This is a genomic window from Reichenbachiella sp. (genome assembly GCF_039941815.1).
Lineage (GTDB): Bacteria > Bacteroidota > Bacteroidia > Cytophagales > Cyclobacteriaceae > Reichenbachiella.
The window spans coordinates 72,083-87,441 of record NZ_JBDVDW010000065.1 but is presented as its reverse complement, the minus strand read 5'-3'; the positions used below and the strand labels follow the sequence as shown (position 1 = coordinate 87,441).

Below are 15,359 nucleotides of genomic sequence, written 5' to 3'. Positions count from 1 at the left end.
ATATGACGAGCTCCATCGCCATAATAATACCGGCATATAAGGCAAAATATCTCAAGAAGAGTATTGAATCCATTCTGGCACAAAATCATACTAACTATAAACTTTATCTCTTCGATGACGACAGTCCCGAGCATTTGGATCCCATCGTAGCACCCTATCTATCGCATGAAAATGTGATCTACCACAAGTTCGATAGTAATCTGGGTGGCACTTCACTTGTGCGGCATTGGACAAGGTGTATCGAAAAAACTACGGAACCATGGATATGGCTGTTTTCGGATGATGATATGGCCACACCCAACTGTGTAGAACAATGGAATCAGGCTCTAACTTCAGATCCAAAAACGGAGGTTTTTAGATTCAAAAAAGAGGTAATCGACGATCAAGGTCATCTTATCAGATCGACATCTGTACCTGATTTCCAGCGAGCCGATGAATTGGCCAAGGCGGTTATCCTCAAAGAACAAGATCTGACCATGCCAGAATATATATTTAGCCGAGAAGCCTATCTGCGACACGAGGGTTTGGTAGACTTCGATATGGCGTGGGGTACAGACATGGCTGCCTGGCTCTTGTTTTCGCAGCCCCATGGAATAAGGACCTTGCAGAAAGCTATAGTTTCTTATAGAATGGGGGGAGAAAATATTTCATCCATCGACACTTCTTCATACTTCAGAAGGAAATTGAAAGCTAGAATTTCCTTCATGAGGTGGTTCGAAACTCAGCCTGATTTTCATTTTACCCACCAGGGTCAACAGCATTCCGCATATTTGAAAGACAATATTTTATGGTATATTAAAAATAATGGAGCTAATCTTAGCCTTTCGGATTTAATATGGCTCATTCCTATTCTGAATAAATCATTAAGTTTAAATACTCTTCAGGTAGGGAATCTATTATTAAAAGCCAAATTCTAGATTTATGAATTCACTGGTTTCTATCATCATGCCCGCGTATAATTGTGAAGAATACATTTGCGAGGCCATTGATTCGATACTTAGCCAATCATATCAGAATATTGAACTGCTGATCGCAGACGATGCCTCTTCAGACGGTACAAAATCCATCATTGAGGGTTATTCTGATTCCAGAATAAAGATGTTTCATAACGATGGTAATATGGGATATCTCCAAACCTGCAATAAATTATTCGAGAAGTGCAACGGGGAATACATTACGTTTCAAGATGCAGATGACTGGTCTGCAAAGGATCGAATTGCCTCACAAGTCGAAGCCATCACGCAGTCTTCATTAGGAATTTGCGGTACATTTTTAGAATTTGTCAATCCAGATGGCTCGCCGGCTACGGCTTCCAAAATCCTACCTGTAAGTGATCAGGATATTCGTGAAAAAATGAGAAGTACTAATCCTTTCTGCGGAGCAAGTATTATGATCACCAAAGATGCATATGAGAAAGTAGGTGGATACGATCCATTCTTCAGTCGTATTGGAAATGAGGATTATTACTGGGCCTCTCGGATAGTGGATAAATATACCGCACTCAATATCGATCGGCCTTTGTACTTCGTGCGGGCGAACCCCAATTCTGTAACCCGAACGATCAAAAATGTAAGACAGCTTTTATCAGTGGAGATCGTGCATTTTTTGATTGAAAATGGAGACAAAATTGAGCATTCCAAGAATTCAATTGATCCTAAGGATCCATTGCTCAAGGGGTTTATTGAGCAACTTGAAAAACCGTTTATTCAAGACGCGAGCCTTATATATAGAAAGGAAGCTGATATGCGTGCATACTATGGTGATTTTGTAGGATCATTCCAATCTGCCCGAAAAGCATTTATGGCTCGTCCCTGGTATTTGATTAATCTGAAATATCTGCTAACCACAGCAACAAGAATTATTAATAAGTAATCAAAACAATGCAATTATGCTGTCAAGTATTATTGCTGATGTAATATCTTCGTGACTAAACTCTTGCTGATATAATGTGCGGAATTGCGGGTGTCTTTAATGGTAATGAGGAATTCAATCAAAAGCTACTTTTGAGTAGTGGCGATAGGCTAAAAGAAAGAGGACCCGATTATCAAGGTCACCTCAGGATTGATCGTCATACGCTTTTCCATTCCAGATTGAAAATCATCGATCTTACAGATAGCGCCAATCAGCCCATGAGCCTAGATCAATACCATCTTGTTTTCAATGGTGAAATCTATAACTTTTTAGCTCTCAAAAAGAAACTTCAACTGCTGGGTGCTCAGTTCAAAACACATTCTGATACAGAGGTCATTTTGGTGGGATATCACCACTGGGGAATAGACCAATTGCTTTTGGAGTTGGATGGCATGTTTGCATTTTGTCTATTTGACGAAAAGGCAAATCAAGTTTTTTTGGTAAGAGACCGGCTAGGCAAAAAACCACTATATTACTTTCAAGAGGGTCAATTACTCTCCTTTTCCTCAGATATTCGAGTGTTACATGATATGCACAAGTCTGCGCTATCTACTAATCTCACTTCGGTTTTCTATTATTTGAGTGAGTTATCCATGCCCCAGCCCTATTCTATTTACAACGAAGTCAGTCAGATAAAACCTGCTCATTATATCCGATTTGACCTAAAATCCGCTACATCAACAGAACAATGCTATTGGCAGGTACCTCTACAAAAGCACACTCTGACTCTAAATGAGACCATAGAGGAGACAGAAGCCTTATTATTGAGCGCGATTAAAAGAAGGCTTGTAGCAGATGTTCCGGTAGGCTGCTTTCTCAGTGGCGGTGTGGATTCCGGGCTGATCGTAGCGTTGGCCGCACAAAATTCTAGTAAGCCTATCAGCACTTTCACTGTGGGTCTTGATTATGCCCCATACAACGAGCTGGACGATGCAAGAATAGTTGCAGATCGATACCAAACCAATCACAATGAAATCGTAGTCAAACCAAATATAACTGAAGATATAGAAGGCCTAATGAAGTATACCGGTGAGCCTTTTGCTGATTCCAGCTTACTCCCCTCATACTACATCACCAAGGAAATCAGCCAGCATATCACAGTAGCCCTATCTGGCGACGGCGGTGATGAAGGCTTTGGTGGCTACAATGACTACGGTCTAGCGCATCGATCAGAGAAATACTATGCGCCCCTGGCCAAATCAAAACTCTCCAACGCAAGAGTCGGTATTGATAAAGTCAAACATCGTCTACTCCGCCGACCTGGTGATAACATGGGCTCCTATCAGCAGTATTTTCAAAAAGAGGATAGTCATAAGCTCTTCAGAGACATGGCATTTTTCCCATCGGATCAGCATGATCTCTGGGCAAGCCTAAGTAACTATTCGCAAGGTCATGATTTTGTTTTGAACTATTGGGATCAGGTCTGGCAAGCCAATCGACACGATACGAAAGTCGATTCACTGATGCAGGCCTCATTGCAAACGCGCTTGCTAAATGATTATCTGGTCAAAGTAGATAGATCTTCGATGATCAACTCACTTGAGGTCAGGTCACCTTTTTTAGATACCAGCCTTCTTTCGTTTGCGATGAATATTCCTCATGAGTTGAAATTTCATAAGGATATCAATAAATTCATATTGAAAAAAATTGCTCAAAAGCATGTTGATCCTAATATAGATCGACGTCCAAAACGAGGATTTGGAATTCCTATACATTTGTGGCTTAAAAAAGAATTGAAAAGCTACAGCCAGGAGGTGATACTTAATAGTCCATTCATCATGGATCATTTTGAAAAGTCTACGGTCGAAAAAATTTTGAAACAGCATCAGTCAGGTGAGAAAATATATACCCATCAGATATGGGCCTTGTTATGTTTGAGTCTATGGCAGAAATCAATCCAATGAGGCGGATACTGTACCTGGCCGACCCAAATTCTATTCACGATATCAAGTGGATGAGCTTCTTTTCACAGCAGGAAGAGTATGAATGTTTCTGCATAGCAAGAAGACATCACGTGAAATCTGAAAGTGACACCGCCACGAAACTAAGTAACGTTCAAATCAATTTTTTAGGTTGTACCTCAGACTATTCAGTGGCAAAGTTCTGGCGCAATCCTGGTCAGGCAAAAGAGATAAAGGCTCTAATTCAACGGTACAAAATCGACGCGTTTCATATTATGTATGCTGAGCCCAATGCGCTGTGGGGATTATATAGAAATAGCTTCAAAATTCCGATGGTGCTCACCACTCGAGGAACTGATGTCCTGCAGACTATTCCCCAATTCCGACAAGGCACCTCACTACTATCGAAGCTGGTATTCAATAGATATAAAAAGGCCTTTGCCAGCTTCGACGAGATATGCGGTACTTCTATAAGGCAATCTGAGTCTATCCATCAAATGTTTGGAAAACAACTTTCTGATTTTCATCTGATCAGAACCGGAGTAGATATTGTAGAACTGAAAAAAACCGTGACTCCTATTGAGGGGAAATACATTTTCTTCCCCAGAGTCATGAGACCTATTTATGATCACGAGTTGGCTCTCCAGGCAATTGGTGGACTGACGGAAAAAATAAGGAAGGAATACAAGTTTGTTTTCATAGGCAAAAATGGCACCGATCAGTCCTATGTTGAAGCATTGAAAACCAAGATTTCTGATCATTCTGTGCAAAAGAATATCCATTTTCTTGATAGTCTTGACAAGGATGAAATGTTTCAATACTACCAGCATGCAAGCTTGGTTGTCATGACACCAAAGTCCGACGGAACACCGGTGAGTGCATTAGAAGCAATGCTCTGTAAGGCTCCTTTGATCATTCCTAACTTGGCCTACGACGAAGAGCTATTCTCGAGCGTCCTCAAATACACGGCCGGAGATGCTGATGATCTTACTCGCAAAATCCAATCGAAATTGGATGACGATGCATCCGATGCTGAAGAAAAAAATCTGCAGGCGGTCATAGCACACGGTGATCGAAAGAAGGAAATGTCTAAGCTGGCTCAAATTTATTCGAATCTGGTTCATGGACCTGCACGTCGAAGTTCTGGAGACACAAAACTCGAAAAGAAATGACTGACAAGAGGGTAGTTTATATATTGTCACCCGAGCCATGGGGTACAAACAAGGTATCAAAGCATCATTATGCGTCGCTTCTTGCCAGGCAAGAAAATCAGGTTTACTTTATCAATCCTCGGTCCGACAATTATCATCTGGAGGAGGTTGAACCCAACCTTTTTGCGATTAACTACACATCAAAAAGGGGATTGAATAAGCTGCCTTGGTTCCTACGTCGTGTTTTTCAGATATGGCTGGCCAAAAGGATCATGAAAAAATTGCAGCTCCCCACACCGGATATCGTCTGGAGTTTTGATCCATACGTCTTTCAAAATTTGAATTGCTTTTCTTCAAAAGCTTTCAAAATCTATCATCCCGTGGATGATCACCTCACTCCGCTGGAATGGACCTGTGCTCAGACAGCTGACCTCATTCTTGCCGTATCTGATATGATTCTAGACAAGTTTGAAACCTTACAAAAACCTCGAGGCTTCATCAATCATGGACTTGCTGATCATTTTGTAGCGCATGCTTCCAGCTATAACCCTCCTGAAAAGGGAAAAATAAAAGTAGGTCTGGTAGGCAATCTCAACTATGCACAGATGGACTACCCTACACTGTTTCGAATAATCGAACAAAACCCGAGCATACAGTTCGTGTTCATCGGTCCATATGCTGTCGACAATCTGTCCGATCGGGTACTTTTTGAAAGCGAAATTCAGCGACTAAGAACCTATGAAAACACGGAATTGCGTGGCCCAGTGGTGTCTGATCAGTTGCCCACTACACTTGATGAAATGGATGCGTTTTTGATTTGCTATGATTCTGAAACGTACAAAAGGCACACTTCTAACTCACACAAAGTACTAGAATACCTCAGCACAGGCAGGCCAATTGTGAGCCACTATATTGATCAATACAAGGACCAGACTGAATTGATATATATGGCTAAAACCAACGATCAACTGCCTAAGGTCTTTAATAAAATTATGAAAGAGATTGAAATCTGGTCCTCACAAGAATTATCAGAAAAACGCTCTACTTTTGCCCGCGAAAATTCTTACAGATTGCAGCTGAATAAAATTCAAGCTGCCGTTTCAAAAGCTGGTTTTTCCTGGAGTAATACAGGGAATGGTAATCTCTAGTTTTAAGCAACTTTGAATTTTTCAACTTGTATATTGACCCATGACATTAAAGGAATACACGGATAAGAGCTGGTATGACTATGCCTATGAGAATATTGAAAGTATCTCTAAAGAGAAAAAAGACTTTACGGTATTCGATATTGGGGCAGGCAACAGCATTTTACGAGAAAAAGTTGAAGGACTAAGTGGGACATGGCGGGGCTTCGATTACGAGCCCAGGCACAGCGACGTGCAACAGCTAAACATGGACCAACCGCTGAGTGAAAACGAAACCGCTTTTAAAGGAGCGCGCCCAGATATAATAGTTTTTCTTGAAGTATTGGAGCATTTGTTCAATCCTGGAATCGCTATCGAAAACATAGGTAAAATGGCCAAATCAGGCACTTATCTCATCTTCTCAACACCGAATCCATTTTGGTCGCCTATCAGACTCAAATTTTTTGTACAGGGAATATTTCCTATGTTTAGAAAATCTGACATGCTGGACAATCATCATGTATACACGGCTTGGCCACATGTCACCGAGCGATTACTTGAAATCAATGGGTTTGAGGTTAAAAAATCTTGTACTCTTGGCTTCAAAGCCAATTTTCCTGGTTTTCAATTCCATCCAATTTACTTTGCTAGAATTATCGTTTTTTTTATTCGTAAAATTTTGGAGACCGGACTGAGTAAATCCAAGGGCATGAGCTACGCTATTGTTGCCCAAAAGAAATAGTCATTGCCTGATATCAATAGAAAGGATGCCAGCTATAGTGGCTAATTCTTTATCCGTCAAGGAAAGTGGTTCGGACTGACTGCCTTCCAAGATCAGAAGATGGTGTGCTAAGCCCAGTGCTTGAGAGAGTTGAAAAAAGCAATGTGCATCCGATCTTCTCCGATCACCTGGGAATAGCTCAATGACCATTGGTTGCTGCTGCGTATATATCAAATTAGTTAGACCCGCTCCATGTACACCTACCACCAGTTTCACCTGGCTAAACAGTTGCACCTGCTCATCAAAGCGCATCTCTTCAAGCACTACAAGAGTTAGATCAAATCGCTCGCATACTTCTTTCTCAGACATCAGCCTACGCGAAGTTTCAGCAGGTCTGGAGATCAAAATTCTCTCGGGATAGGTTTTTGCAACTCTCAACAACTTACTCCTATCATTGAGAAGAAGTATTCCTCTTGGGTCATATAGGTTTAGATGCTTAGTGTCATCATCTCTTTTATGCGGAAAGTCTGGTAAGTATGAGCCTTCTATTTTTACCGATTCACTGATTGCTATCAATTGGTGGTCTTCTATACCAAAAAGCACCGTCAGGGACGATTTGATAAAATCGGGGGCATCCTCAGGGATACCTATATAGATGTGCTCGGACTGGATGGTATTTTGCGACAGAAAAATGGCCAGTCGTGTCAGCCCCTCCATGGTCCAATGATAATAATTAGTACTCAACGCATGACTGAGTGGCACTACGCTCTTGTACTGCAGCTGTATTCCAGAAAACCGGCTAAAAAAAAGACTGCGGTTGATGAAAAGTTTGTTTAGATATTCTTTCTGGAAAAGGACAGATTCAAGTTCAACTTTACCCGCTCTTACCACCACTCCACCAGGATGAAGTACGCCATTTTGAATGGGTAGGTATGAGATTTTACGGAATTTTTGAACGCTGCCGAATACGCTGAGCCATTCTGGTTTTGATTCACCACTAATATGATATTTGTCTAGCGTGTAGTGATATTCTGTAGGATCCAATACTTTGATTTCTTTAGGGTCAGGCTGCATTCGTCCATCCCGAACGGACAGCAGGGAGCCAAAAAGAGTATTGATCATGTGTGCCAGAATATCTTTCACCGCTGAAGTATAAATCATTTGGACCCTCGAAGCATCCGTAGTCCTCGAAGAACAATCGGTGGGATAAATTCTTTGATAATCTCCCGGGTTGTCATCGGTGGCTTGGTATTAAAAGCCGCTTTGTCCTCGTTATCTCCGGCTCTGGGAACGAACAAAGTCTCGTGCTCTCCCTTTTCCGGATTGATCTCACTGCTGGGCCTACCATTGCTATAATAGTATAAAGCGAGCGATTTTCTACTCCTGTCTTCTGGGCAAGTCAGTGGATTTGGATGTCCATGAAAAGAGTAATCTGTTGTCGAAAAAATAGCCAGTGTATTGAACTTGGGTAGAATCTTTCTTTCACATTTTTCTATCTTCTGATCCCATAATTCAAAGTGCCCTCCGTACTCTTCTTTCCAATCTTTGTTCAAATAAACCAACGCATTGATACGTCTATCCAATCCAAATTTTTCGTTCTTTTTAAAATCTGCATGGATTTTCAACAATCCTCCTTTTTTTATTTCGTGCAAACCGCCACCAATAAAATAGGGATCCGGCATCAATACTTCTTCGATACCTGTAAGACCCTGCAGAAAACTTAGAAAGCGTTCTGAATTCAAAAAATGCATAAACTGCCTGGTCTTAGGACCGAATGAGTCTTCGCCTTTGCCAGCAAATTTCTTCTGAATAGAGTCATCAAATTTAATCGCCTGCTCTTTTTCCAAGTCTGGAAACTCAGCAAGCACCTCATCCAACATGGTCGGTTCAAAGAAGTTCTCAAATGATGCATTAGGAAACGGCAATTGAGCCAGATATGATTCTTGCCCTTTGGTAGAATTATAGAACAACTCTTGATATTCCTTACTTATAAATTCACTCATTATTGTCGACTTCAGATTGTTGATAAAAATAAGAAGTACCTATAAATATCTCCTTCGCTTTTAAGAACCATTTCAAAATTGTTGATATTAATCAGTTAAACAAAGTCCAGGTCTCCAAATGTAAAATTAAAGTGCGTCATAGCAAGAGACTCACTGGACTCTTTGGACGTACCCTTCACTAAAAAATTAAGCGCATTTGACTTTACTAGTTTTACTTTGATTTTATCCAGAGCAGGCCTGACCAGATCATTGCTCATCAGTGTGAGTGCAAGGCAGCCCCTGGTCAGCCCATAATACGCCGTCTGGCGAATGATATCCGCCACATGTTCTTTTCGATGTGTCACCAGATCAGCTAGAATTAACATAGGAATGCCTTTTTTTATCATTTTCTTTACTACAGCATATCCCATTATTTCATTGGATCGATTCACTTCGATGATAATATAAGGGTAACTTGAGGCATTTGGTTTGATGCTATATCGCCAATTCAGAAAATCTCTGCTTTTCTTTACCCCATTCGGGCTTTGATGATAGGCTCCTGATTCAAGATAATCTTGATCAAATCCAGAGGCCACTTTCATATTTGCTCTCTTGCCTATCAGAAAGAAAGATAAAGTAGGTAGGACGACAGTATCAGGACATATACCCGTGTAATAGTCAAATTTCTTTAAAAAAATAGGAGTACTCATCGCATTAGTAAAGGTCAGGAAAAAATCTACTTTTTGAGTTTCCAGATTGTCCTTTTCATTTTCAAAATACAGTTTAGAAAAGTATCCTTGCCCACGAATGCCTTTAGAGGTGAGCACCTTCTGAGGAAAAGCTACCAGCACCTCCCGCTCACTCATTTGTATTTTGAAATTGTTGGTAGAAGCCATACCCACCAAATCATCTCCCTTGAGGCACATGATGACGGACGAGCTCTCAAATGGATTGTGCCAATACCAATCTTTCAAAAACTGAGCTGAGATGATCTGATTGTTTTCAGCTTTTATAAGCGCACTTAGCCTCTCAGCGTCATCTGTGGTAGCTTTTTTTATTTCCATCTTGTTAGTCAATTTCTCGAAAAGTGCAGAGTTCAAAATTATCAAATATTGGCTTCTGAGAAAGTAACTTATGCTCTAAAATACATTTATCGATGAAAACACTTTTTTGATCAAAATCGGCAGCATACATTTTTTTGAACTCATGGTCTGGAAGGTATAGGTGAACCATCAGCTCCACTATTTTTGATTGATCTATCTCTTCGACCAGTTGGGTATATGATGCCTTAGATATCCTGCTGGAATCTATATTTAGCTCATGTATAGAGACCAGATACTGGTTGGTCTTATTTGGATATTTCCTGATTATTCTTTTTGAAAGCAATGCATTTAAGGATTGTTTTAAATACTTCAACGGTCGTGAAAACAGCAGTCGAAGATTTAAGTTAGCTGGATTGACCACTCGTATTTTTAGCTGATGCTTTTTTAATACTGGCAGTATGGAATCAAAGACAAATGGTATCATCATCGTATGCTGATGGCTGTCCGAATGTGTCGGTGTCAATCCATAATTATTGAATTTATCCAATTGTGCCTCAAACTCCTCGGCAATATCTCCACGATCCACACGCCCTAGAATGATCCGTCTGATCAGTTGCCCACGGCTCAAAAACCTACCACTGTCATCAATCAGTGTTTTCGCTTCGCTCAATGGAAACCCTTCGGTAATACAGAAATGCAATCCAACAGCTAATCCAGGATTCTTTTTGGCCTGATCTACGGCATGCTCGGTCCCGGGCATATTTACCATCAGTGTGGCAGAAGTTAGATTTCCTGCTTTATAAGTCTCAATTATGGCCTGATTTACAGAGCGTGTCAGACCAAAATCGTCTGCATTTATGATCAGCCTATAGCTACTTACCCTCGAATTTGGATTCGACATGACCTTTGTTAGTTGAGGCTTGAATTTAATATAAAATTACAGCGTAGAGCGTGTTGAATCACATATTTTTGTTAATTATTGCCAGTATCCAACGAAGAATGAAAGTAGTGCATAGAGTCATAGTCGTCACTGACATCACAAATTTTCTAAAATGAAGCGCATATTAAAAAATATGCTGAGTACTTCCTTGCCATTGAGGATTTCTAAGGGCAATCGCTTTGTTTTTGTTTTGCACGAAGTGTCAGATCAGATTCCAAATCCATATGCGCCAGACTATTCTACATCTATAGCGCTATTCAGAAAACAGATTGACCTTCTTTCCGAGCTATTCGACATCATTTCGCTTGATCGATTAGTATCTGACTCTGAACTGGATCCCACTAAAAACTATGCTGCCCTCACCTTTGATGACGGATACATGGGCGTTTTCGAGAATGCTCGGCCCATTCTAAAATCTCAAAATATTCCATACGCTGTTTTTTTCAATAAGTCTGCTGTGGAAAGCAACCAACTTTGGGTTAGCAATGCTGAATTGTCTGTCGACAACGTCGAATATATAGCTGGTCTTCTCAAGGCTGCCAAATGTAGTTTGAAGGATGACCAAGACGCTATTCGGCATATAGTAGCCAATGGTAGTTTTGATGACCAGTTTCTCACGGCCAGTAAACTTCCTCCGCAGCAGAACAAGATTTATATGGGTGTAGAAGAAATCCAACAACTGGTATCGGATCAAGTACTGATCGGCAATCATAGTAGTGATCATCTGGTATTATCCCGCTGTTCGGATCCGGGCCTTTTGCATTCCCAAATCAAGGAGAGTCAGGTTTTTTTAAATGGAATTACAAAGAAGGAAATATCCCATTTTGCAATTCCGTTTGGACACAAAACCGACTACAACGAGGCTACGATCGCAGAGGCGCTGGCTTCTGGACATAAGTATATCTATACAACCAATCCAAATAGGCTCAAGCTGAAGAAACTAACAAAAAAACCTTTTTTGATCCCTAGAATAGGAATTGATAACCGAAGTTTGAAAGAAATACTATTTTACATCAACCGTACATTGATTAAAAATTATGACCTCTGAAATAGTTTTTGAATACAGTCAGTATGAATTCGAAAATGTAGAAGAACTCTCTCAAATGTTCGAATTGTGCTTTGGCTATAAGCCAAATCCAGGCTATTTTCAATGGAAGTACCTTGACAATCCTGCTGGTAAAGCCATAGCCTTTGTGGCAAAGCATGAGGGAACCATTGCTGGTTTTTATGGTGTCATTCCGGAGTGGTATTGGATCGCAGACGAAAAGCAAACCATCTATCAATCCATGGATACCATGACCCATCCTGATTATCAGCGCAAAGGACTTTTTGGTAAGCTCGCAAAACTGACTTATGAACATATCAAGCAGGTCAATGGTTCGATTCACCTGATTGGGTTTCCGGGACACACGTCATATAATGGGTTTGTGAACAGATTGGACTGGGAAGATATTATTCAAATAAAATACCGCTTCGTCTATCGTTTTTGGTTTGGGTTGAGGCACTTGTTCACTAAGTTTCCCCCTATAAAAATTGTAACTACAGACCGACTAGACCAGGATGTATCCGTCTACCTGGACACAAAAAAAAATCGTGCGCTGCCTATAGAAAAGTATATAGACGGCAGTATTCTTCAGTGGCGAATTCTGGATCATCCAATTAGAAAATATAAGTTAGCCAAAATTTTAGTCCATGCTCAGTTGGTGGGCATCGTGGCTTACGAAATGATGGACAACAAACTATTTATCCTAAATCTCGATGTCGATGTCGAGATTCTAAACTCTAGCCATTTAGGCTCACTGTGCAATGAACTGTTGAAAATCGAAAAACAGGCGAATGCTCTTTATACTTTTCAACCGAATCAAAGTTCTTTGGATCAGGCTTACAAAAATAACGGCTTTGCTGTCAACCCTTTCAAGCGAGGACCATTCTCCTACCGAACACCTTTTATAGTGTATGGAGACAAGCAAATCAATGGTATAGACTGGTTCGATGCCTCAAATTTCAATATTCAACCTGTCTTTAGGGACTTTTAAAGATCAATCGAGCCAATCAAAGTTCAGAAAGAATAAAGTTTTATGCTATTCAATTCATTTTCATTTGTCCTCTTTCTACCAATAGTCTTTCTCATCTATTGGAGTCTTCCTACCACCAGGGCAAGAAATGTATTGATCATCCTGGCTAGCTATATTTTTTACGGCTGGTGGGATCCAAGATTTTTAACCTTGATCATCATTAGTTCGCTGGCTGATTATGGGATTGGACTATTATTGCTCAATCAGAATTCTACAAACAAGCGACGCATCCTGCTCCTTTGCAGTCTATTTGTCAATCTGGGCCTTCTCGGATTTTTTAAGTACTACAATTTTTTTATTGATAGTCTGGTAGAAGGATTATTGCTGTTTGATATAGAGGCCAATTTCAAGACTCTGAGTATCATTTTACCCGTGGGCATTAGTTTTTATACCTTCCAGACACTCAGTTATACTATAGATGTCTATCGAAAGAAGATATCCCCCACCCGAGACCTCTTCTCCTTTTTGGCCTACGTTAGCTTTTTTCCACAGCTGGTGGCAGGCCCTATCGAGCGAGCCAAAAATCTATTGCCCCAATTTCAAAGGGAGCAAAAGTTCAGCTATGCACTAGCGATATCGGGATGCAAACTGATTCTTTGGGGTTTTTTCAAAAAAATGGTTATCGCTGATAATCTATCCCCTGCAGTCGAGGCTGTTTTTTCTAATTATCAAACGCTTGGTAGCGCGGAACTCATTCTAGGAGTAGTTTTCTTCGCATTTCAGATCTATTGCGACTTTTCTGGCTATTCAGATATTGCTATTGGAATCGCTCGTTTGTTTAATATCACCTTGAGCAAAAACTTTAATTTTCCATACTTTTCTAGAAGCATTGGTGAATTTTGGCGAAGATGGCACATATCGCTCAATACCTGGTTTCGGGATTACTTATACATTCCATTGGGAGGAAGTGAGGGCGGCAAACCAAAAGTCATCCGTAATGTGTTTATCGTATTCGTGGTAAGCGGGCTTTGGCATGGAGCCAATCTTACTTTTGTGTTCTGGGGCCTACTCAATGCGCTGTTTTTTATACCTTCTATTATCCTTGGATCTAATAGAAAGCATTTGGATACGGTCGCGGAAAATTCTGTTGTGGCCTCCTTTCAAGAAATCATTCAAATGATTTCCACCTTTGGGTTAATTGCTATTACCTGGATATTTTTTAGGTCGGAAACCTGGAGCGATGGCTGGCAATACACGAGCAGGTTATTTCAATTTGCACCCTCGGCTAACCTGTTTGGCCTTTTGATCTACTTGCCATACGTTGGGCTATTGGTCATCATAGAATGGCTGGGTAGACACAAAGATTGTGCTATTGATCACAAGATTGACAATCTCTGGTTAGGCAGGATTTATTATGCCATCATTGCAATTTTTGTAATTCTCTTTGCCTCGTACGACGAACAAGCTTTTATTTACTTTCAGTTTTAGAACATGAAAAAATTTCTGCTTCAATCCTTCTACTTTATAATCCTTACTGCATCATTACTGGAGTTGGGATCAAGATTGATGATGGACAAGACCTATTTCTATGCAATAGATCCATACAAAGGCCCCAGTGCCCTGACCGACGTGAGTATTGCCGATATCTACAAGTCATCACCATCGAGCGTAGATTATCTATTTATAGGTTCTTCTCGTGTGGCTGCAGGTATAAATTCGGATCAATGGAATAGCATACATAGGGAAGATAATATAACCATAAATGCAGGCAGAGGCTTTTTTAGCGGCGGATCTCATTATTTAGCCTTGTCCAATTTGTTGGACAATTACCCTGATTATCTCAAGGGAGCAAAGGTCTATCTGGAGTTGCCAGGTGGAGTCATTTATGCTGAAAACTTTGATGACCACCTATATGACTACTATCCGTCTATGTCTCATTTGGTACTGCCGCATGTGAGTTTTTCAAATTTTCGGGAGCTGGTAGCCAGGCAAAATACTCTATCTGACAAGGCGAACATTACACTTTTATACTTTTCTTCTTTCTACCGAACATTCCCATTTTTCAAGGAATACAAAGGTCGCTTCATCGATAGGTTGGTCAAAAGCAGAATCCAAACCCAGCCTAAGTCAGATTTAGCAAATGCCGGAGGCATTAAAGTAAACTCATCAGAGCTTAGTCAAGCAAAAGAAAGGGCACTGCGTATGACTGAGGATCGAATAAAATATCAAGATGAACAGGAAATACTTACTCTGGATCAATTGAATAACTCTATAGTGGCTCATCTGGCAACACTGATCAGAGAAAATGGTGGAGAAATGATTCTATTTGAAATGCCTCTTCATTCCTCATTCCAAAAAGTGAATCAAACCTCATGGGCCAGAGAAAATAGCAAAGTGTTCAAATCATGGGTCGATCAAGAAGGCATAAGGATCATCGACACTTCTGAGTTTGATATTTCGGACGACGACTTTCCAGACTACTGGCATATGAGTATAACTAAGAGGGCTGAATTTACTAGTTTTATGGCTCAGCGTGATACCTCAGATCATGCACCTTCTCCTAATTATTAA

Annotated in this window: 14 protein-coding genes; 10 read left to right on the top strand and 4 right to left on the bottom strand. The window is 40.5% G+C overall.

Translation table 11 applies throughout. The annotated features are described in order from the left end of the window. Nucleotides 1–2 precede the first annotated feature (2 nt). The 6 genes from ABJF11_RS17450 to ABJF11_RS17425 all read left to right on the top strand — a co-directional run bounded on the left by ABJF11_RS17450 (nucleotide 3) and on the right by ABJF11_RS17425 (nucleotide 6,829). On the top strand, nucleotides 3–917 hold the full coding sequence (locus tag ABJF11_RS17450; protein WP_348121394.1) for a glycosyltransferase family 2 protein: 915 nt from the start codon (nucleotides 3–5) through the stop codon (nucleotides 915–917). Between the two features lie 4 nt (nucleotides 918–921). Then, nucleotides 922–1,872, top strand: coding sequence for a glycosyltransferase family 2 protein (locus tag ABJF11_RS17445; protein ID WP_348121392.1), 951 nt, complete (start codon nucleotides 922–924; stop codon nucleotides 1,870–1,872). A gap of 74 nt (nucleotides 1,873–1,946) precedes the next feature. Further along, complete coding sequence (asnB, locus tag ABJF11_RS17440; RefSeq protein ID WP_348121391.1) at nucleotides 1,947–3,815, top strand: asparagine synthase (glutamine-hydrolyzing); 1,869 nt, start codon at nucleotides 1,947–1,949, stop codon at nucleotides 3,813–3,815. Further along, entirely contained in the window at nucleotides 3,812–4,984 is a 1,173-nt protein-coding gene (locus ABJF11_RS17435; protein WP_348121390.1) for a glycosyltransferase family 4 protein, read from the top strand. The genes asnB and ABJF11_RS17435 overlap by 4 nt, the downstream gene beginning before the upstream one ends. Further along, the gene (locus ABJF11_RS17430) at nucleotides 4,981–6,111 is read left to right on the top strand and encodes a hypothetical protein (RefSeq protein WP_348121389.1); all 1,131 of its coding nucleotides are present in this window, start codon (nucleotides 4,981–4,983) and stop codon (nucleotides 6,109–6,111) included. Before ABJF11_RS17435 ends, ABJF11_RS17430 begins: the two co-directional genes overlap by 4 nt. Before the next feature lie 40 nt (nucleotides 6,112–6,151). Beyond that, nucleotides 6,152–6,829, top strand: coding sequence for a class I SAM-dependent methyltransferase (locus ABJF11_RS17425; RefSeq protein WP_348121388.1), 678 nt, complete (start codon nucleotides 6,152–6,154; stop codon nucleotides 6,827–6,829). Here the strand turns inward: ABJF11_RS17425 and ABJF11_RS17420 are convergent, their stop codons facing one another. The 4 genes from ABJF11_RS17420 to ABJF11_RS17405 all read right to left on the bottom strand — a co-directional run bounded on the left by ABJF11_RS17420 (nucleotide 6,830) and on the right by ABJF11_RS17405 (nucleotide 10,734). After that, on the bottom strand, nucleotides 6,830–7,951 hold the full coding sequence (locus tag ABJF11_RS17420) for a glycosyltransferase family 61 protein (RefSeq protein WP_348121386.1): 1,122 nt from the start codon (nucleotides 7,949–7,951) through the stop codon (nucleotides 6,830–6,832). 14 nt (nucleotides 7,952–7,965) lie between these two features. After that, the gene (locus tag ABJF11_RS17415) at nucleotides 7,966–8,811 is read right to left on the bottom strand and encodes a 2OG-Fe(II) oxygenase (protein WP_348121384.1); all 846 of its coding nucleotides are present in this window, start codon (nucleotides 8,809–8,811) and stop codon (nucleotides 7,966–7,968) included. A gap of 95 nt (nucleotides 8,812–8,906) precedes the next feature. After that, complete coding sequence (locus ABJF11_RS17410) at nucleotides 8,907–9,854, bottom strand: GNAT family N-acetyltransferase (RefSeq protein ID WP_348121383.1); 948 nt, start codon at nucleotides 9,852–9,854, stop codon at nucleotides 8,907–8,909. 4 nt (nucleotides 9,855–9,858) lie between these two features. Next, entirely contained in the window at nucleotides 9,859–10,734 is an 876-nt protein-coding gene (locus ABJF11_RS17405) for a ChbG/HpnK family deacetylase (protein WP_348121381.1), read from the bottom strand. 151 nt (nucleotides 10,735–10,885) lie between these two features. Here ABJF11_RS17405 and ABJF11_RS17400 point away from each other — a divergent pair, with 151 nt between their 5' ends. From ABJF11_RS17400 to ABJF11_RS17385, 4 genes are read left to right on the top strand one after another with little or no spacing between them, the layout of a single operon-like run. Further along, nucleotides 10,886–11,821: a polysaccharide deacetylase family protein gene (locus ABJF11_RS17400; RefSeq protein ID WP_348121380.1), complete on the top strand. Its 936-nt coding sequence runs from the start codon at nucleotides 10,886–10,888 to the stop codon at nucleotides 11,819–11,821. Next, on the top strand, nucleotides 11,811–12,809 hold the full coding sequence (locus tag ABJF11_RS17395) for a GNAT family N-acetyltransferase (protein ID WP_348121379.1): 999 nt from the start codon (nucleotides 11,811–11,813) through the stop codon (nucleotides 12,807–12,809). Before ABJF11_RS17400 ends, ABJF11_RS17395 begins: the two co-directional genes overlap by 11 nt. Before the next feature lie 42 nt (nucleotides 12,810–12,851). Further along, entirely contained in the window at nucleotides 12,852–14,276 is a 1,425-nt protein-coding gene (locus tag ABJF11_RS17390) for an MBOAT family O-acyltransferase (protein WP_348121378.1), read from the top strand. A 3-nt stretch (nucleotides 14,277–14,279) separates the two neighbouring features. Then, entirely contained in the window at nucleotides 14,280–15,359 is a 1,080-nt protein-coding gene (locus ABJF11_RS17385; protein WP_348121377.1) for a hypothetical protein, read from the top strand.